Source organism: Streptomyces chartreusis NRRL 3882, from assembly GCF_900236475.1.
GTDB classification, from domain to species: Bacteria; Actinomycetota; Actinomycetes; order Streptomycetales; family Streptomycetaceae; genus Streptomyces; species Streptomyces chartreusis_D.
The window spans coordinates 2,378,315-2,394,841 of sequence record NZ_LT963352.1 but is presented as its reverse complement, the minus strand read 5'-3'; the positions used below and the strand labels follow the sequence as shown (position 1 = coordinate 2,394,841).

The 16,527-nt window shown below is 69.9% G+C and carries 18 protein-coding genes; 9 read left to right on the top strand and 9 right to left on the bottom strand.

Annotation, left to right across the window (positions count from 1 at the left end; genetic code table 11):
- Window positions 1-438: 438 nt before the first annotated feature.
- The 4 genes from SCNRRL3882_RS10540 to SCNRRL3882_RS10525 form a co-directional block, all read right to left on the bottom strand.
- Window positions 439-1,347 (bottom strand): amino acid ABC transporter permease, encoded by a 909-nt coding sequence (locus tag SCNRRL3882_RS10540; protein WP_010034779.1) that lies wholly within the window; start codon window positions 1,345-1,347, stop codon window positions 439-441.
- Window positions 1,344-2,021 carry an amino acid ABC transporter permease gene (locus SCNRRL3882_RS10535; RefSeq protein WP_029180812.1) on the bottom strand — a complete coding sequence of 226 codons (678 nt, stop codon included), beginning with the start codon at window positions 2,019-2,021 and terminating at the stop codon, window positions 1,344-1,346. The genes SCNRRL3882_RS10540 and SCNRRL3882_RS10535 overlap by 4 nt, the downstream gene beginning before the upstream one ends.
- A 128-nt stretch (window positions 2,022-2,149) precedes the next feature.
- Window positions 2,150-2,995, bottom strand: coding sequence for a glutamate ABC transporter substrate-binding protein (locus SCNRRL3882_RS10530; protein WP_010034786.1), 846 nt, complete (start codon window positions 2,993-2,995; stop codon window positions 2,150-2,152).
- A 74-nt stretch (window positions 2,996-3,069) separates the two neighbouring features.
- On the bottom strand, window positions 3,070-3,846 hold the full coding sequence (locus SCNRRL3882_RS10525; RefSeq protein WP_010034788.1) for an amino acid ABC transporter ATP-binding protein: 777 nt from the start codon (window positions 3,844-3,846) through the stop codon (window positions 3,070-3,072).
- Window positions 3,847-4,136: 290 nt separating this feature from the next.
- On the opposite strand from SCNRRL3882_RS10525, the gene SCNRRL3882_RS10520 reads away from it, so the two are divergent.
- Together SCNRRL3882_RS10520 and SCNRRL3882_RS10515 are read left to right on the top strand one after the other, a co-directional pair.
- Complete coding sequence (locus SCNRRL3882_RS10520) at window positions 4,137-4,823, top strand: response regulator transcription factor (RefSeq protein WP_010034790.1); 687 nt, start codon at window positions 4,137-4,139, stop codon at window positions 4,821-4,823.
- Window positions 4,824-4,832: 9 nt separating this feature from the next.
- A complete protein-coding gene (locus SCNRRL3882_RS10515) occupies window positions 4,833-6,236 on the top strand; it encodes a sensor histidine kinase (protein WP_010034794.1) in 1,404 nt (467 codons plus the stop codon).
- Between the two features lie 28 nt (window positions 6,237-6,264).
- Here the strand turns inward: SCNRRL3882_RS10515 and SCNRRL3882_RS10510 are convergent, their stop codons facing one another.
- Window positions 6,265-7,266, bottom strand: coding sequence for a TAXI family TRAP transporter solute-binding subunit (locus SCNRRL3882_RS10510; protein WP_010034796.1), 1,002 nt, complete (start codon window positions 7,264-7,266; stop codon window positions 6,265-6,267).
- A gap of 99 nt (window positions 7,267-7,365) precedes the next feature.
- Here SCNRRL3882_RS10510 and SCNRRL3882_RS10505 point away from each other — a divergent pair, with 99 nt between their 5' ends.
- Window positions 7,366-7,773 carry a MazG nucleotide pyrophosphohydrolase domain-containing protein gene (locus SCNRRL3882_RS10505; protein WP_010034799.1) on the top strand — a complete coding sequence of 136 codons (408 nt, stop codon included), beginning with the start codon at window positions 7,366-7,368 and terminating at the stop codon, window positions 7,771-7,773.
- 52 nt (window positions 7,774-7,825) lie between these two features.
- Here SCNRRL3882_RS10505 and SCNRRL3882_RS10500 read toward each other — a convergent pair whose 3' ends face one another.
- Both SCNRRL3882_RS10500 and SCNRRL3882_RS10495 read right to left on the bottom strand, forming a co-directional pair.
- Window positions 7,826-9,049, bottom strand: coding sequence for a cation:proton antiporter (locus SCNRRL3882_RS10500; RefSeq protein WP_010034802.1), 1,224 nt, complete (start codon window positions 9,047-9,049; stop codon window positions 7,826-7,828).
- Between the two features lie 4 nt (window positions 9,050-9,053).
- Window positions 9,054-9,539, bottom strand: coding sequence for a cation:proton antiporter regulatory subunit (locus tag SCNRRL3882_RS10495; protein WP_010034803.1), 486 nt, complete (start codon window positions 9,537-9,539; stop codon window positions 9,054-9,056).
- A 165-nt stretch (window positions 9,540-9,704) separates the two neighbouring features.
- Here SCNRRL3882_RS10495 and SCNRRL3882_RS10490 point away from each other — a divergent pair, with 165 nt between their 5' ends.
- The 4 genes from SCNRRL3882_RS10490 (at window position 9,705) to SCNRRL3882_RS10475 (ending at window position 13,865) form a co-directional block, all read left to right on the top strand.
- Window positions 9,705-10,748, top strand: coding sequence for a sensor histidine kinase (locus SCNRRL3882_RS10490; protein WP_029180814.1), 1,044 nt, complete (start codon window positions 9,705-9,707; stop codon window positions 10,746-10,748).
- Window positions 10,748-11,440, top strand: coding sequence for a response regulator (locus tag SCNRRL3882_RS10485; protein WP_010034809.1), 693 nt, complete (start codon window positions 10,748-10,750; stop codon window positions 11,438-11,440). The genes SCNRRL3882_RS10490 and SCNRRL3882_RS10485 overlap by 1 nt, the downstream gene beginning before the upstream one ends.
- 63 nt (window positions 11,441-11,503) lie before the next feature.
- The gene (gene miaB, locus SCNRRL3882_RS10480; RefSeq protein ID WP_010034811.1) at window positions 11,504-13,027 is read left to right on the top strand and encodes a tRNA (N6-isopentenyl adenosine(37)-C2)-methylthiotransferase MiaB; all 1,524 of its coding nucleotides are present in this window, start codon (window positions 11,504-11,506) and stop codon (window positions 13,025-13,027) included.
- A gap of 124 nt (window positions 13,028-13,151) precedes the next feature.
- Entirely contained in the window at window positions 13,152-13,865 is a 714-nt protein-coding gene (locus SCNRRL3882_RS10475; RefSeq protein ID WP_029180816.1) for a class III extradiol dioxygenase subunit B-like domain-containing protein, read from the top strand.
- Between the two features lie 167 nt (window positions 13,866-14,032).
- Here the strand turns inward: SCNRRL3882_RS10475 and SCNRRL3882_RS10470 are convergent, their stop codons facing one another.
- Both SCNRRL3882_RS10470 and SCNRRL3882_RS10465 read right to left on the bottom strand, forming a co-directional pair.
- Complete coding sequence (locus tag SCNRRL3882_RS10470; RefSeq protein ID WP_010034819.1) at window positions 14,033-14,404, bottom strand: antitoxin; 372 nt, start codon at window positions 14,402-14,404, stop codon at window positions 14,033-14,035.
- A gap of 26 nt (window positions 14,405-14,430) precedes the next feature.
- Window positions 14,431-14,706, bottom strand: coding sequence for a hypothetical protein (locus SCNRRL3882_RS10465; RefSeq protein ID WP_010034822.1), 276 nt, complete (start codon window positions 14,704-14,706; stop codon window positions 14,431-14,433).
- Between the two features lie 182 nt (window positions 14,707-14,888).
- Here SCNRRL3882_RS10465 and miaA point away from each other — a divergent pair, with 182 nt between their 5' ends.
- Both miaA and SCNRRL3882_RS10455 read left to right on the top strand, forming a co-directional pair.
- Window positions 14,889-15,827: a tRNA (adenosine(37)-N6)-dimethylallyltransferase MiaA gene (gene miaA / locus SCNRRL3882_RS10460; RefSeq protein ID WP_010034825.1), complete on the top strand. Its 939-nt coding sequence runs from the start codon at window positions 14,889-14,891 to the stop codon at window positions 15,825-15,827.
- Window positions 15,828-15,934: 107 nt separating this feature from the next.
- Entirely contained in the window at window positions 15,935-16,465 is a 531-nt protein-coding gene (locus tag SCNRRL3882_RS10455) for a hypothetical protein (protein ID WP_010034828.1), read from the top strand.
- The last annotated feature ends 62 nt before the right edge of the window (window positions 16,466-16,527 follow it).

Below are 16,527 nucleotides of genomic sequence, written 5' to 3'. Positions count from 1 at the left end.
TCCGCCCGCCGGAGTTGGCGGACCGTTCCGCGTTTCGCCAGTTGTTGGGCAGAGTAGTGGCCTCTGTGCAATGGCTCCCGGCTTGGCCAGCCGTGCCTCCGGGGCACTGGGTTGCGCGGCATCTGCGCGGCAGCCGCACGCACGACTCGCTCAAGGACGTGTCGTCTGGATGCACTTGCAACGCCGTGTCGGACCGCCTTCAGCAGCCGTCCGAACTGATCGGCCCGCAGTCTGGTGAACGTCTCCATCCACACCCGCCAAGCCTTCAACACCCGGCCGAAAGGAAATGCCCTGATCACGGCCCTTCTGTAACACGCTTTAGCATGAAGTCATCAAGTTCGCCGCCGTGTCGTCGGGGTGGCATTCCGATCCAGCGACGTTAAGGAGGCGGTGGCATCTGCGCCACCGCCTGCCCTCTATCCGCTTATCGACGTGACGTCAGGTAATTTTTCCAGTTCCGGCCCCACCGGTGTCGCCCACCTCGGCCGCATTTAGATCGTCGACCTTCTCAGCACCCAGAACAGCACCCGTGCTCCGCTTGCTGCGGCGCAGCCTGCCCTCCAGCCAGGAGGCGAAGGACGTGAGAATGAAGTTCAGCAGGATGAAGATGACCGCGACCACGACGAAGCTGGGGATGACGTTCGCGTAGTTGGCCGCCAGGGTGCTTCGCGTGTTGAGGAGCTCGGTGAACCCGAGCATCACGCCGCCCAGCGCGGTGTCCTTCACGATGACGACCAGCTGGCTGACGATGGCCGGCAGCATGGCGGTGACGGCCTGCGGGAGCAGGATGCTGGTCATCGTCTGGCTCTTGCGCAGGCCGATCGCCATCGCCGCCTCCGACTGCCCCTTGGGCAGGGAGAGGATGCCCGCGCGGACGACCTCGGCGAGGACCGACGCGTTGTAGAGCACCAGACCGGTGACGACCGCGTAGAGGGGCCGCTCATCGCTGGGGATGCCCGTGGAGCGGACGTAGAACTCGTTGGCGAACAGCATCAGCAGCAGTACCGGGATGGCCCGGAAGAACTCGACCACCGCGCCGGCCGGGATGCGCACCCAGCGGTGGTCGGACAGGCGCAAGATGCCGAGGACGGCGCCCAGCGGGAGGGCGATGACCATGGCGAGCGCCGCGGCCTTCAGCGTGTCGGCCAGGCCCGGCAGCAGGTAGGTCGTCCAGGCCTCGGACGTGGTGAACGGCTTCCACAGGGACCACTCCAGCTGACCCTTGTCGTCCAGCGTCTGCCAGACCCACCAGAGGAGTAGGGCGAGCAGGACGAAAAAGACCACCGAGAACAGCAGGTTGCGCCGCTTGGCCTTCGGGCCGGGGGCGTCGTAAAGAACGGACGTCATCGTTTCACCGCCAGTCGCTTGCTCAGCCAGCCGAGGAACAGGCCAGTGGGCAGAGTCAGTACCACAAACCCGAAGGCGAAGACCGCGCCGATGAGCAGCGTCTGAGCCTCGTTCTCGATCATTTCCTTCATCAGGAGGGCGGCCTCAGCCACGCCGATCGCGGCCGCCACGGTGGTGTTCTTGGTCAGTGCGATGAGCACGTTGGCCAGTGGTCCGATGACAGAGCGGAACGCCTGCGGCAGCACCACGAGCCTCAACACCTGGCTGAAGCTGAGCCCGATGGCCCGTGCTGCCTCCGCTTGACCGACGGGCACGGTGTTGATGCCAGAGCGAATGGCTTCGCAGACGAAGGCAGCTGTATAGGCGATGAGACCCAGTACAGCCAGTCGGAAGTACTTGAGCTCGAAGTCCTCGGACGCGCCCATCGTCACGCCGAAGATGTCGGCGAGGCCGAGCGACGTGAAGACGATGATGACGGTCAGGGGGATGTTCCGGACGATGTTCACGTAGGCGGTGCCGAAACCGCGCATCAACGGGACGGGGCTGACCCGCATGGCCGCCAGGATGGTGCCCCAGATCAGGGAACCGATGGCCGAGAAGACGGTGAGCTGAACTGTGACCCAGAAAGCGCCCAGCACGGACGGGTCATCATATTTTGAAAGGAAGTCGAACACGATCTCCCGCGCTTCCGGGTGGGTGGCGTAGGTGGCGGACGTGACACGCCGCCGTCAGAGACGTGGTGGCGGCGCGGCTGCGGATCCCCGCAGCGAGTGCGGGGATCCTGCGTCGGCGGAGTCCCGCATTACTGGACGATCTGGCCGATCTTCGGGGCGGGCTCGTTCTTGTAGTTCGCCGGGCCGAAGTTCTCCTTGACAGCCTTCTCCCAGGAACCGTCGCTGACCATCTTCTCGAGAGCGGTGTTGATCTTGTTAAGGGTCGCGGTGTCGCCCTTCTTGACACCGATGCCGTAGTTCTCATTGCTCAGCTTCAGGCCGGCCAGCTTGAACTGGCCCTTGTACTGGTCCTGCGCGGCGTAGCCCGCGAGGATCGAGTCGTCGGTGGTCAGCGCGTCCACGGCGCCGCTCTGCAGAGCGGAGAGGCACTCGGAGTAGCCACCACGCTGAGTAAGCTGGGCCTTCGGTGCGAAGTCGTCCTTGACGTTCTGCGCCGAAGTCGATCCGGCGACAGAGCACAGCTTCTTCTCGTTCAGGTCCGTGGCCTTGGTGATGTCCGAGTCCTTCTTCACCAACAAATCCTGGTGGGCCAGCAGGTACGGACCGGCGAAGTCGACCTTCTGCTTCCGCTCGTCGGTGATCGAGTAGGTGGCAGCGATCATCTTCACGTCACCGCGGGACAGCGCGTTCTCACGGTCGGCGCTCTTGGTCTCGACCCACTCGATCTGGTCGGGCTTGTAGCCCAGTTCCTTGGCCACGTACGTCGCCACGTCCACGTCGAAGCCGGAGAAGGAACCGTCAGGCTCCTTCAGGCCCAGACCGGGCTGGTCGTACTTGATGCCGATCTTGATCTTGTTGCCACCGCCGGAGCCGGAGCCGTTGGAGTCACCGCCATCGTCGCCACCACAGGCGGTAGCGGTCAGGGCGAGAACGAGAGCGGTGGCGGCTGCCGCGGAGACCTTGCGGAGCTTCATGGTGAACATCCTTTGCCGTGAAGAGATAACCGTTGTTTCGGGTGACGCATGTCGTCGCAGGCGCGACGGGCGCCTCAGTGATGCAGGATCTTCGACAGGAAGTCCTTGGCACGGTCGCTGCGCGGGTTGCTGAAGAACTGGTCGGGCGCAGCCTCCTCGACGATTCGGCCGTCCGCCATGAACACCACGCGGTTTGCGGCCGATCGTGCGAAACCCATCTCATGGGTGACGACGATCATGGTCATGCCGTCGCGGGCGAGCTGCTGCATGACCTCCAGCACCTCGTTGATCATCTCGGGGTCGAGCGCGGAGGTCGGCTCGTCGAAGAGCATGACCTTCGGCTCCATGGCCAGCGCCCGCGCGATCGCGACGCGCTGCTGCTGGCCACCGGAGAGCTGTGCCGGGTACTTCTCGGCCTGCGCGGCCACGCCGACCCGGTCCAGCAGGGCCCGGGCCCGCTCCTCGGCCGCGCTCTTGTCCTTCTTGCGGACCTTGATCTGGCCGAGCATCACGTTCTCGAGCACGGTCTTGTGCGCGAAGAGATTGAAGGACTGGAAGACCATCCCGACGTCGGCCCGCAGCCGGGCCAGCTCCCTGCCCTCGGCGGGCAACGGCTTGCCGTCGATCGTGATCGAGCCGGAGTCGATCGTCTCCAGGCGGTTGATGGTGCGGCACAGGGTGGACTTGCCGGACCCGGAGGGCCCGATGACCACGACGACTTCACCGCGCGCGATCGTCAGGTCGATGTCCTGGAGAACGTGCAACGCGCCGAAGTGCTTGTTGACGCTCTTCAGGACGACCAGTTCTCCGGTCGCGGCCACATCTTCCTTGGCCACCGATACTTCGGTCATCGCTCTCAGGCTCCGTCCTCCTCGGTTTCGGAGGACAGTAGTGACCCTCTACGACCTGCGTCATTACATCTGAGGGGAATCTGAGCATCACGATCCGATAGCAATCGGACACGTGTCGTAGCACTTGTCAGCAGCGCTCATATCGGCCGGGTAACGGAAGCTCCGCGCAACCGGAACCCTCTTGACGCCGTCCTCATTCATCAGCGTGACTGCACAAGGTGCACGCGCGCGCGTGCACGCTTTTTTGTACACATCCAGATCGTACGGCCAGTGAACCGAAGGGGGCCCGGATGAGACTGCTGCTCGTCGAGGACGACAACCACGTCGCCGCCGCCCTGTCCGCGGTCCTGGCGCGGCACGGGTTCGACGTCACGCACGCGCGCAGCGGCGAGGAGGCCCTTCAGGCACTGGTCCCCGAGGTCGACGGCTTCGGTGTCGTCCTGCTCGACCTGGGCCTGCCCGACCAGGACGGATACGAGGTCTGCGGCAAGATCCGCAAGCGCACGAGCACACCGGTGATCATGGTCACCGCGCGCTCCGACGTGCGCTCCCGCATCCACGGCCTCAACCTCGGCGCCGACGACTACGTGGTGAAGCCGTACGACACCGGGGAGCTGCTCGCCCGCATCCACGCCGTGAGCCGGCGCACCTCGCACGAGGACACCTCCAGCGGCATCGAGACCGAGCTGCGCCTCGGCCCGGTGCACATCGAGCTGCCCACGCGCCGGGTCAGCGTGGACGGAACCGTGATCCAGCTGACCCGCAAGGAGTTCGACCTCCTGGCCCTGCTCGCGCAGCGGCCCGGGGTGGTCTTCCGCCGGGAGCAGATCATCAGCGAGGTGTGGCGGACCAGCTGGGAGGGGACCGGGCGCACCCTGGAGGTGCACGTGGCGTCCCTGCGCGCCAAGCTGCGGATGCCGGCCCTCATCGAGACCGTACGCGGAGTCGGCTACCGGCTCGTCGCGCCTGCCGGGTAGCGGGGCCGAGTGCGCACTCGTCTGCTCCCGCTGCTGATCGTCCTGATGGCGGCCGTGCTGCTCGCGCTCGGCGTCCCGCTCGCCGTGAGCCTCGCCGGCGCCCAGCAGCAGAAGGTCGTCGTCGACCGGATCGACGACACGGCACGCTTCGCGGCCCTCGCCCAGTTCGTCACCGACTCGCCCACCGGCACCGCCAGCGCGTTCGAGAACGAGCGCCTGGCCACGCTCAGCCGCGAACTCGACAGCTACTACACGGTCTACGGCATCCGGGCGGGTGTCTTCTACCGCAGCGGCAGTGCCATGGCCCACGCACCCGCCGGGTGGTCCCTGCCCAAGGCGGGTGAGGTTCGCGACGCCTTCGACGAGGCGCTGCTCAGCCGCCGCAGTCACGACCCGCGGCAGGTGTGGCCCTGGCAGCGCCGCAACCTCGTGGTCGCCTCGCCCGTCATCCGCGACGGTGACGTCGTCGCGGTCGTCGTCACCGACTCGCCCACCGGGCAGCTGCGCTCACGTACGCTGCACGGCTGGCTGGTCATCGGCGCGGGCGAGTCCGCCGCGATGCTGCTGGCCGTCGGTGCCGCCCTGCGGCTGACCGGCTGGGTGCTCAAGCCCGTACGGGTGCTGGACGCCACCACCCACGACATCGCCACGGGGCGGCTGAAGTCCCGGGTCGCCGCCGCCGGCGGTCCGCCGGAACTCAGGCGCCTGGCTCGGTCGTTCAACGAGATGGCGGACAACGTCGAGGACGTGCTGGAGCAGCAGCGCGCCTTCGTCGCCGATGCCTCGCACCAGCTGCGCAACCCCCTCGCGGCGCTGCTCCTGCGGATCGAGCTGCTCTCCTTCGAGCTGCCCGAGGGCAACCAGGAGATCGCCTCGGTGCAGTCCGAGGGCAAGCGCCTCGCGCAGGTCCTGGACGATCTGCTCGACCTGGCGCTGGCCGAGCACACCGAGGCCGATCTGAAGATCACCGACATCGGCGAGCTGGCCGCCGAGCGGGTCGCGGCCTGGTCCCCGACCGCCGAGGCCAAGGGCGTTCGCCTGGTGGGCGACTGCCCGCCGACGACCGCGTGGGCCGACCCGGTGGCGCTGTCCAGTGCGCTGGACGGGATCATCGACAACGCGGTGAAGTTCACGCCCGAGGGCGGGACCGTCGAGGTGACCGTCGCCCCTGACGGCAACACCTCGACCGTCGTCGTCACGGACGAGGGTCCGGGCCTCACCGACGAGGAACTGGCCCGCATCGGCGACCGCTTCTGGCGCAGCAGCCGCCACCAGAACATCAAGGGCTCGGGCCTCGGACTGTCCATCTCACGGGCGCTGCTCGCGGCGGGCGGTGGTTCGATCGCGTACGACCATCACGAGCCGCACGGGCTGAAGGTGACAGTGAGGGTGCCGAGGGTCGGACCGGCGTAGCGAAGCCGCCAGTCGAGGGCGAGGGCGGCTATGGCTTGACGGACCGGTAGTAGCGCCGGGCCCCGTCGTGCAGCTTGAGCGGGTCGGTGTAGATCGCCGTACGGACGTCGACCAGTTGGGCGGAGTGGACGGTCGCGCCGATGCCGTCCCGGCTGTCGAGCACCGTACGGGTCAGCCACTCGGTGAGCCGGGGGTCCATGTCGTTGCGCGTGACCAGCAGGTTGGACACCGCCAGGGTGGGGACCGGGTCGCCGCGCTGGATGGTGGGGTAGGCCGACTCCGGCATTTTGGTGGCGCGGTAGTAGCGCGTGGCACCGCCCTGGTCGTGCAGTTTGGCCACGAGCCCGGCGTCGATCGGCACGAAGCGGAAGGCCGATGCCGACTTCTTGGCCAGCCTGCTGAGCCCGTCCGTGGGCAGTCCGCCCGACCAGAAGAACGCGTCGAGGCCGTGTCCCAGCCGTCTGGGCCCGGTGTCGATGCCGTCCGAGGAGGGCTCGATGTCCTTCTCCGGGTCGATCCCGGCCGCCTTGAGCACGCCGTTCGCGATCAGCCGTACACCGGAGTCCGGCAGCCCTATGGCCACGCGCTTGCCCCGCAGATCCGCGACGGAGCGGATGTCCGAGTCAGGCGGTACGACGAGCTGGACGTAGTCGTCGTACAGCCGCGCGACCCCGCGCAGCCGGTCGGCGTCCGCGCCGTTGTCGAGCTGGTAGGTGGCCACCGCGTCGGCCGCGGCGATCGCGAAGTCGGCCTTTCCCGTCGCCACGTCCGCGACGTTCTCCTGCGAACCTGCGCTGGGCAGCAACCGCACCTTCAGGGCGGGCATGTCCTCGGCGATCGCCTTGCGCAGGAGTTTTCCGTACTCGTGGTAGACCCCTGCGCGCGTGCCCGTGCTGAATCTGATCGTCCCGCCCGGAGGCTCCTCGGCCCAGGGACGCAGCCACCACAGCAGCAGCCCGAGGACCAGGAGGGAGGCGGCGCCGCCCTGGAGGGCCCGTCGCCTGCCGACAGGGGGGAACATCGTGGACATGCGCGAGATCCTGCCAGCCGCGGTGCCCCGGTGACCAGGGGAGGGGCACCCACGGTGGGGGCGAAGGGCGTGTCAGTGGCGGCCACTACAGTCGGCCCCATGAGCTCCTCGCCCGCTGACCTGGTCCGTGAATTCCACCTCGCCTTCGGCCTGGACGCCCGCAGTACCCCGACCGAGGTGTCCCCGGAGCTCGCCGCCCACCGCGGCGAACTCCTCGCGGAGGAAGCCGCGGAGGTCGCCGAGGTGTCGGTGACGGGCCCGCTGGACCGGCTCGCCCACGAACTCGCCGACGTCGTCTACGTGGCTTACGGAACCGCCCTCGTCCACGGCATCGACCTCGACGCGGTACTGGCCGAGATCCACCGTTCCAACATGACCAAGATCGGTCCCGACGGCTCCGTCTCCCGCCGCGAGGACGGCAAGGTGCTCAAGGGGGAGTACTACGAGGCACCGGATGTGCCGGGGGTGCTGCGGAGGCAGGGGTGGGAACCCGCCGCCGACGCCTGAGCCGCCCGGGCCGGCGGCGGGTCGGTCCCCTGTTCCCCTCGGGCGCCGCCCCTCAGTCGGCCACCTGTGCGTCCGCCTCCTTGGCCCGGGACGTCGTCTGCGCCGTATCCCGGTGTGGCTCGCGGCGTCGGGTCCACCAGGTCGCCACGGGCTCCGTGTAGCGCGCGGTGAGCGGGCCGAGGACGACCAGGATGAGGACGTAGGCCGTGGCCAGGGGACCGAGGGACGGTTCGATGCCCGCCGACACGGCCAGCCCGGCGATGACGATCGAGAACTCGCCGCGGGCCACCAGGGCACCGCCCGCCCGCCAGCGGCCCTTGACGGAGATCCCGGCTCGCCGCGCCGCCCAGTAGCCGGTGGCGATCTTCGTCAGGGCGGTGACGACGGCCAGGCCCAGGGCGGGCAGGAGAACCGGCGGGATGCTGGACGGGTCGGTGTGCAGTCCGAAGAAGACGAAGAACACGGCCGCGAACAGGTCCCGCAGGGGGCTGAGGAGAGTGTGCGCACCCTCCGCCACCTCTCCCGACAGCGCGATGCCGACCAGGAAGGCCCCCACCGCCGCCGACACCTGGAGCTGCTGTGCCACACCCGCGACCAGGATCGTCAGACCCAGCACGACCAGCAGCAGCTTCTCCGGGTCGTCGTTGGAGACGAAGCGTGAGATGACCCTGCCGTAGCGCAGGGCCAGGAACAGGACGAGGCCCGCCGCGCCCAGCGCGATCGCCAGCGTCAGGCTGCCGGCCAGCAGCCCGGCTCCCGCCACCAGCGCCGTGACGATGGGCAGGTACACCGCCATCGCCAGATCCTCCAGCACGAGCACGCTCAGGATCACCGGCGTCTCCCGGTTGCCGACCCGGCCCAGATCGCCGAGCACCTTCGCGATCACGCCGGACGACGAGATCCAGGTGACACCGGCCAGGACGACGGCGGCCACCGGCCCCCAGCCGAGCAGCAGCGCCACCGCCGCCCCCGGCAGCGCGTTGAACGCGCAGTCGACCAGACCGGACGGGTAGTGGGTCTTGAGGTTGGAGACCAGATCGCTCGCCGTGTACTCGAGGCCCAGCATCAACAGCAGCAGGATGACGCCGATCTCGGCTCCGGTGGCGACGAACTCCTCGCTCGCGCCCAGCGGCAGCAGACCGCCCTCGCCGAAGGCCAGACCGGCCAGCAGGTACAGCGGTATCGGCGAGAGCCGGAAACGGGCGGCGAACCGGCCGAGCAGGCCGAGGCCGAGGATGATGGAACCGAACTCGATCAGCAGAACCGCGGAGTGCACCGGCTCACTCCCGACCGAGTATCGCCGCGGCGGCGTCGACGCCCTCGCGGGTACCGACGACGATCAGCGTGTCACCGCCCGCCAGCCGGAAGTCCGGCGCGGGGGAGGGGATGGCCTCGGCCCGGCGCAGCACCGCCACGACGGACGCACCCGTCTCCGTACGCATCCGCGTGTCGCCCAGCACCCGGCCGTTCCAGCGCGAGGTCGCGGCGACCTCGATCCGCTCGGCGACCAGTCCCAGGTCCGTGGTGTACAGCAGACTCGGACTGTGGTGGGACGGCTTCAGCGCGTCGATCAGCGAACCCGCCTCCGAGCTGGTCAGCCGCAGGGACTGCGCACAGGAGTCGGGATCGTCTGCCCGGTACACGTTCACCGTGCGCGTGCCGTCGCGGTGCGCCACCACCGACAGATGGCGGTGTTCCCGGGTCTCCAGGTCGTACTGGACCCCGATGCCCGGCAGCGGCGTCGCCCTCAGGCGCGGAGCTGACACGTTTCTTCCCCTTGTTTCGTCTTGCTCTTGTTGTTCGTCTGGCTTTGTCGGTCTGCCGAACCGTGCGGGACAGTTCGGTCTGGTGAACGGTGTCGGTCTGGTGAACGGTGTCGATCAACGGACGGCTCAGGTCCGCATGCTGCCATCCGGCCGTACGGTGACGACATGGGTGTCGTGACGGATATGCGCAGCGGCCGGTCGCAGGAGAGGGTAGAGCGGGCGGTGCCGTACGCGAAGGCCGGAAGGAGCGGATCCAGGAACGTGTCGTTGTTCTGGCGGATCTTCTCGCTCAACGCGGCGGGTCTGGTCGTGGCCACCGCGTTGCTGCTGGGCCCGGTGACGGTGTCGACCCCCGTGCTGGCGGGCGAGGCGCTCGTCCTGCTCGGCGGCCTGGTGGTGCTGCTCGCCGGCAACGCGCTCGTGCTGCGCTTCGGCCTCGGACCGCTGCAACGGCTGGACCGGGCCATGGCCACCGTGGACCTGCTGCGTCCGGGCTCCCGCCCGGTGGTCGCCGGCCCCGCGGAGACGGCCGGACTGATCACGACGTACAACGCGATGCTCGACCGGCTGGAGGCCGAGCGGGCCGCGGGTGCCGCCCGGGCGCTGTCCGCACAGGAGAGCGAGCGGCACCGGATCGCCCAGGAGCTCCACGACGAGGTCGGGCAGACCCTGACCGCCGTCCTCCTCCAGCTCAAGCGCGTCGCGGACCGGGCCCCCGAGGACCTGCGCGAGGAGGTCGGCCAGGCGCAGGAGGCGACCCGGGCCGGCCTGGACGAGATCCGCCGTATCGCCCGCCGACTGCGCCCCGGCGTCCTGGAGGAACTCGGCCTGGCCAGCGCCCTGCGCTCGCTCGCCGCCGAGTTCACGACCCACGGGCTGACCGTGCGCCACCACGTCACCGGCGACCTCCCCGCCCTCAGCCCGGAATCGGAACTCGTCGTCTACCGAGTGGCCCAGGAAAGCCTGACCAACACCGCCCGGCACGCCGGCGCCGACCGTGCGGAACTCCGCCTGCGGCCGGTCCCCGGCGGCGTCGAACTCCTCGTACGCGACAACGGCACGGGCATCGGCGACGCCCCCGAGGGTGCCGGTATCACCGGCATGCGCGAACGCGCCCTCCTGGTCGGCGCCGCCCTCGCCCTCGAACCGGCCCCCGACCGGGGCACCGACGTACGCCTGCGCATACCGGTGACGGAAGGAGCACGTTGATGTCCACACCGGTGACGCCGGGGAGCCCGTCGGCAACCGCCCGGCCCCCGATCCGTGTCCTGCTCGCCGACGACCACACCCTCGTACGCCGGGGCGTGCGCCTCATCCTGGACGGGGAGCCCGACCTGACGGTCGTGGCCGAGGCCGGGGACGGGGCCGAGGCCGTCGCACGCGCCCGGGACACCGCCGTCGACCTGGCCGTCCTGGACGTCGCCATGCCCCGCATGACCGGCCTCCAAGCAGCCCGCGAACTCTCCCGACGGCTGCCCGCGCTGCACATCCTGATCCTGACGATGTACGACAACGAGGAGTACTTCTTCGAGGCGCTCAGGGCCGGAGCCAGCGGTTACGTCCTCAAGTCCGTCGCCGACCGCGACCTGGTCGAGGCCTGCCGGGCGGCCGTGCGCGACGAGCCGTTCATCTACCCGGGCGCCGAGCGGGCCCTCGTCCGCTCCTACCTGGAGCGGCTGCACCGGGGCGACGGCCTGCCGGAACGGGCCATCACCGAACGCGAGGAGGAGATCCTCAAGCTGGTCGCCGAGGGCCACACCTCGAAGGAGATCGGCGAACTCCTCTTCATCAGCGCCAAGACGGTCGAGCGCCACCGCGCCAACCTCCTCCAGAAGCTCGGCATGCGCGACCGCCTGGAGCTGACCAGGTACGCGATCCGCGCCGGGCTCATCGAGGCATGAGCCCGGGCCCGGGTTGTCCACAGGCGACCGAGCCACTTCCGGCGACCGCCTACCCTTGTCCCCATGAGCAGCATCGACCGGAGCCAGTCAGTGGGCGGCACGCGCACATATGAGGTACGCACCTACGGGTGCCAGATGAACGTCCACGACTCCGAGCGATTGGCCGGTCTGCTGGAGGACGCGGGCTACGTCCGCGCCCCCGAGGGCGCCGACGAGGCCGACGTCGTCGTCTTCAACACCTGCGCCGTGCGGGAGAACGCCGACAACAAGCTGTACGGCAACCTCGGCCACCTCGCGCCGCAGAAGGCCGCCCGCCCGGGCATGCAGATCGCGGTCGGCGGCTGCCTCGCGCAGAAGGACCGCGACACGATCGTGAAGAAGGCGCCCTGGGTGGACGTCGTCTTCGGCACGCACAACATCGGCAAGCTGCCGGTCCTGCTGGAACGCGCGCGCGTGCAGGAGGAGGCGCAGGTCGAGATCGCCGAGTCGCTGGAGGCGTTCCCGTCCACGCTGCCGACTCGTCGCGAGAGCGCGTACGCGGCCTGGGTCTCCATCTCCGTCGGCTGCAACAACACCTGCACCTTCTGCATCGTCCCGGCCCTGCGCGGCAAGGAGAAGGACCGTCGTCCCGGCGACATCCTCGCCGAGATCGAGGCCCTGGTCGCCGAGGGCGTCTCCGAGATCACACTGCTCGGGCAGAACGTCAACGCTTACGGCTCCGACATCGGCGACCGCGAGGCCTTCAGCAAGCTGCTGCGCGCCTGCGGGAAGATCGAAAGCCTGGAGCGCGTCCGCTTCACCTCCCCGCACCCGCGCGACTTCACCGACGACGTCATCGCCGCCATGGCCGAGACGCCCAACGTGATGCCACAGCTGCACATGCCGCTGCAGTCCGGTTCGGACACGGTCCTGAAGGCCATGCGCCGCTCCTACCGCCAGGAGCGCTACCTGGGGATCATCGAGAAGGTCCGTGCCGCCATCCCGCACGCGGCGATCAGCACCGACATCATCGTGGGCTTCCCCGGCGAGACCGACGAGGACTTCGAGCAGACGCTGCACGTGGTGCGCGAGGCCCGCTTCGCCCAGGCCTTCACCTTCCAGTACTCCAAGCGCCCGGGCACCCCGGCCGCCGAGATGGACGGCCAGATCCCCAAGAAGGTCGTCCAGGAGCGCTACGAGCGTCTGGTCGCCCTCCAGGAGGAGATCTCCTGGGAGGAGAACAAGAAGCAGGTCGGCCGCACGCTGGAGCTGATGGTCGCCGAGGGCGAGGGCCGCAAGGACGACAGCACCCACCGCCTGTCCGGCCGGGCCCCCGACAACCGCCTCGTCCACTTCACCAAGCCGGACCAGGAGGTCCGCCCCGGCGACGTGGTCACGGTCGAGATCACCTACGCCGCCCCGCACCACCTCCTCGCCGAGGGCCCCGTGCAGGACGTGCGCCGCACGCGCGCGGGCGACGCCTGGGAGAAGCGCAACGCCGAGAAGGCGGGCAAGCCGGCCCAGCCGGCCGGCGTGCTCCTGGGCCTGCCGAAGATCGGCGTCCCCGAGCCGCTCCCGGTGGCGGCGAGCGGCTGCGGCTGCGACTGAGCCGGGCCGCGGCCTGCCGCGGCCGGACCTGACTGCGACCGGGGGGCTGCGGCCGCGGTCGGCTCAGGTTGTGGTGGACTGCGGCCGGGCAGGGCCCGTGTCCTGCTGGGTTACCCTGCCGATCATGCTTGTCGCCGCTGCTGTCTGCCCCTGCCCGCCCCTACTGGTGCCTGACGTCGCCGCGGGTGCCGCTCCGGAGTTGGACGCCGCGCGGGCCGCCTGCACGGACGCGCTGGGCGTGCTCGCCGCCGCCCGGCCCGGCCGGCTCGTGGTCGTCGGGCCGGTCGACGGTGCCGGGCCCGAGACCTACCCGCAGGGCACGCACGGCTCGTTCCGGGGCTTCGGCGTCGATCTCGACGTACGGCTGGGCGGGGACGAGGGCGCGCCTGCGGAGCAGCGGCTTCCCTACTCGCTGGCGGTGGCCGCCTGGCTGCTGGAGCGGACCGGGTGGTCCGACGCTCCGGTCGAGGGTCACGGCGTGGGGGACCGGCTCGCGCCCGAGCGGTGCGCCCGGATCGGACGGGACCTCGCCGCACGGGCCGAGCGGGTCGCGCTGTTGGTGATGGGTGACGCCAGCGCGTGCCGGACGCTCAAGGCCCCGGGGTATCTGGACGAACGTGCCGCGCCCTTCGACGCGGAGGTCGCGCGCGCACTCGGCGCGGCGGACGCGGCCACGCTCATGACCCTGGACACAGGGCTGGCGCACGAACTGAAGGTCTCCGGCCGGGCCCCCTGGCAGGTCCTGGCGGGCGCGGCCGAGGGTGCGGACCTCGGCGGATCACTGTTGTACGAGGACGCGCCGTACGGGGTGGGATACCTCGTGGCCACTTGGTCGTAGCCCACGGCGGCACGGCGCACGGCGGCACGGCGGCCCCGGCCGCGGGAAACGGCGGACGGCCGGGAGCCTCGTGCTCCGCGGCCGTCCGCCGATGTGCCCTTCGGTCTGCAGATGTGTGGTCGGGACCTGGTCGATGTGTGGTCAGGACCTGCTGTGTCGGTGTGCGCTCAGGAAGTGGGCGGTGGTGCGTCCGGCGGCGGGGTGCCTCCGGTGTCCCGAGGCGGTGCCGTACGGCCCGTGTCCGGCGGCATGGTGCCACCCGTGTCCGGCGGCATGGTGCGGCCCGGGCCCGGTGGCGGCGTGGGGCCGCCCGCGTCCGCTCCGCTGTCGCCCTTGTGCGCGAGTCGGTCCATGGCGCCCTTGGCCTTGCCCGTGCCCGACTGGATCCTGTCGCTGTACTTGCCCTTGGTCCTCTTGTCGACGACCTGCGCGGCCTTGTCGAGGCCGTGCTGGATCTTGTCCTCGTGCCGCTGTGCGAGGTCCGAGACCTTGCCCTTGGCCGGGCCCAGTTTGGCCTTCACGTTGTCCAGGAGACCCATGGTTCACCTTCCCTCGCGCGGGGCGGTCACGTGCGGGCGCCCTCGCCGGCCTCGTTGTCGGCCGCCTTGTCGGTGGACTGCTGCTTGGGGATGTCGACGCCTTCGGTCTCGGTGACCTCGGCCGCCTCAGCCACCGGCTCGGCCGCTTCCGCTGCCCCGTCAGCCCCCTTCGCCGCCGCATCCGCCCCTGCAGTTTCCTCCGCCTCGGTCCCGGCCGTCGCCTTGTCGGCCTGAGCCTCGGCGGCAGGCGCCGCCTCCTCCGTGGCCTTGGACCGCCGGAGAAGTCGTGCAAAAACGCCCATATCCACTCCATACGTTACTCGTGCGGGCGAAATCCCGCGTCGCCCGGTGCGTCCGTTTGCGCGGCCCGGGCCACCGCCTCTGCGATCCGGCGGCAGGAACCTCGCAACGGGCAACGACCCCGCGAGCGCTGCGTCACGTAACTCGTTCGAGAGCCGGGTTCGAGGTTTGCGAGACTGGGTCGGTGAGCAGTGCACCCCCCGCCCCCCGCGTCATCGCCGTCGTCGGACCGACTGCGGCCGGAAAGTCCGATCTGGGCGTCTTCCTGGCCCAGCGTCTCGGCGGTGAGGTCGTCAACGCCGACTCCATGCAGCTCTACCGAGGGATGGACATCGGCACCGCCAAGCTGACGCCCGAAGAACGCGGTGGCGTCCCGCACCACCTCCTCGACATCTGGGACGTGACCGTCACGGCGTCCGTCGCCGAGTACCAGCGCCTGGCCCGCGAGCGGATCGAGGCCCTGCTCGCCGAGGGTCGCTGGCCGATCCTGGTCGGCGGCTCAGGGCTGTATGTGCGCGGGGCCGTCGACAACCTGGAGTTCCCCGGCACCGACCCCGAGGTGCGCGCCCGCCTGGAGGAGGAACTCACACTGCGCGGCTCGGGCGCGCTGCACGCCCGGCTGGCCGCCGCCGACCCCGAGGCCGCGCGGGCGATCCTGCCGAGCAACGGCCGCCGGGTCGTCCGGGCCCTGGAGGTGATCGAGATCACCGGCAGGCCCTTCACCGCCAACCTCCCCGGCCACGACTCCGTGTACGACACGATCCAGATCGGCGTCGACGTGGCCCGGCCCGAGCTGGACGAGCGCATCGCGCGCCGGGTCGACCGGATGTGGGCGGCCGGCCTCGTGGACGAGGTGCGCGCACTGGAGGCGCAAGGGTTGCGCGAGGGGCGTACCGCCTCGCGTGCGCTCGGCTACCAGCAGGTGCTCGCGGCGCTCGCCGGGGAGTGCACTCTGGAGGACGCGCGGGCCGAGACCGTACGTGCCACCAAGCGCTTCGCGCGCCGTCAGGATTCATGGTTCAGGCGCGATCCCCGGGTGCACTGGTTGAGTGGGGCTGCGGCCGATCTCACAGAACTTCCGCAGCTCGCGCTGTCTTTGGTCGAACGACCGGTTACAGCCTGATCACGTCATGGCATCGGGACGCCCAGGCCGTCATCCGGTCCTGCGGCGGCGTGCCATCATCGAGCTCGATCGACCGAGTTGAGTCCTAGTTGGGAGGGCGCGTGGCGATGGAGGCCGGCCCTCGCGACACCGCACAAGGCACCGATCACATCACCGCCGATCGGGACGACCCCGAACGCCGGGACGATCCCGAGCGCCTGGACGACCCGGAGCAGGAGTCGGACCGTCTCAGCTCCGACGGGCCCGACGAGACGCAGGGTGTGACGGACGACGGCCCCGAGCCCGAGGAGATGTTCGCGGGCGAGGTCGAGGTCGAGCTGCGCCCGCAGCGCCGACTGCGCATCTGGCAGCTCGCGCCCATCGTGAGCCTGGCCGCGCTCGGCTCCCTGATGTTCGCGTTCCCGCTCGCCTTCGACTTCGGCGACAGCGGGGCCGTGATCGCCATGCTCGGGCTGCTGATCTGCTCGTGCGCGGCCGGCTGGGGCATGATGGCCGCCCGCCGCGTGGGCTACACCTTGCCGGGCCTGCCGGCCAGGGGCTCGGGCCGCAGACCGGACTGGCGGGTCGTCCTCGCGTACGCCGTGATGGTGGCCGCGGTGGTCGTCCTGGCCGTGTGGCGAGTAGCACGCCTCCGGTAGAGCGCACCGTGCGGCAGCGCCCCGCAGGGGCGCGGGGCTGTGCCGAAATGCCGCTGCTGCCG

Bases quoted from the DNA above. Each gene is read 5' to 3' on its own strand.
- SCNRRL3882_RS10540 (WP_010034779.1), bottom strand. From the start codon at position 1,347: ATGACGTCCGTTCTTTACGACGCCCCCGGCCCGAAGGCCAAGCGGCGC.
- SCNRRL3882_RS10530 (WP_010034786.1), bottom strand. From the start codon at position 2,995: ATGAAGCTCCGCAAGGTCTCCGCGGCAGCCGCCACCGCTCTCGTTCTC.
- SCNRRL3882_RS10525 (WP_010034788.1), bottom strand. From the start codon at position 3,846: ATGACCGAAGTATCGGTGGCCAAGGAAGATGTGGCCGCGACCGGAGAA.
- SCNRRL3882_RS10520 (WP_010034790.1), top strand. From the start codon at position 4,137: ATGAGACTGCTGCTCGTCGAGGACGACAACCACGTCGCCGCCGCCCTG.
- SCNRRL3882_RS10510 (WP_010034796.1), bottom strand. From the start codon at position 7,266: ATGTCCACGATGTTCCCCCCTGTCGGCAGGCGACGGGCCCTCCAGGGC.
- SCNRRL3882_RS10505 (WP_010034799.1), top strand. From the start codon at position 7,366: ATGAGCTCCTCGCCCGCTGACCTGGTCCGTGAATTCCACCTCGCCTTC.
- SCNRRL3882_RS10490 (WP_029180814.1), top strand. From the start codon at position 9,705: ATGGGTGTCGTGACGGATATGCGCAGCGGCCGGTCGCAGGAGAGGGTA.
- SCNRRL3882_RS10485 (WP_010034809.1), top strand. From the start codon at position 10,748: ATGTCCACACCGGTGACGCCGGGGAGCCCGTCGGCAACCGCCCGGCCC.
- miaB (WP_010034811.1), top strand. From the start codon at position 11,504: ATGAGCAGCATCGACCGGAGCCAGTCAGTGGGCGGCACGCGCACATAT.
- SCNRRL3882_RS10475 (WP_029180816.1), top strand. From the start codon at position 13,152: ATGCTTGTCGCCGCTGCTGTCTGCCCCTGCCCGCCCCTACTGGTGCCT.
- SCNRRL3882_RS10470 (WP_010034819.1), bottom strand. From the start codon at position 14,404: ATGGGTCTCCTGGACAACGTGAAGGCCAAACTGGGCCCGGCCAAGGGC.
- SCNRRL3882_RS10465 (WP_010034822.1), bottom strand. From the start codon at position 14,706: ATGGGCGTTTTTGCACGACTTCTCCGGCGGTCCAAGGCCACGGAGGAG.
- SCNRRL3882_RS10455 (WP_010034828.1), top strand. From the start codon at position 15,935: ATGGAGGCCGGCCCTCGCGACACCGCACAAGGCACCGATCACATCACC.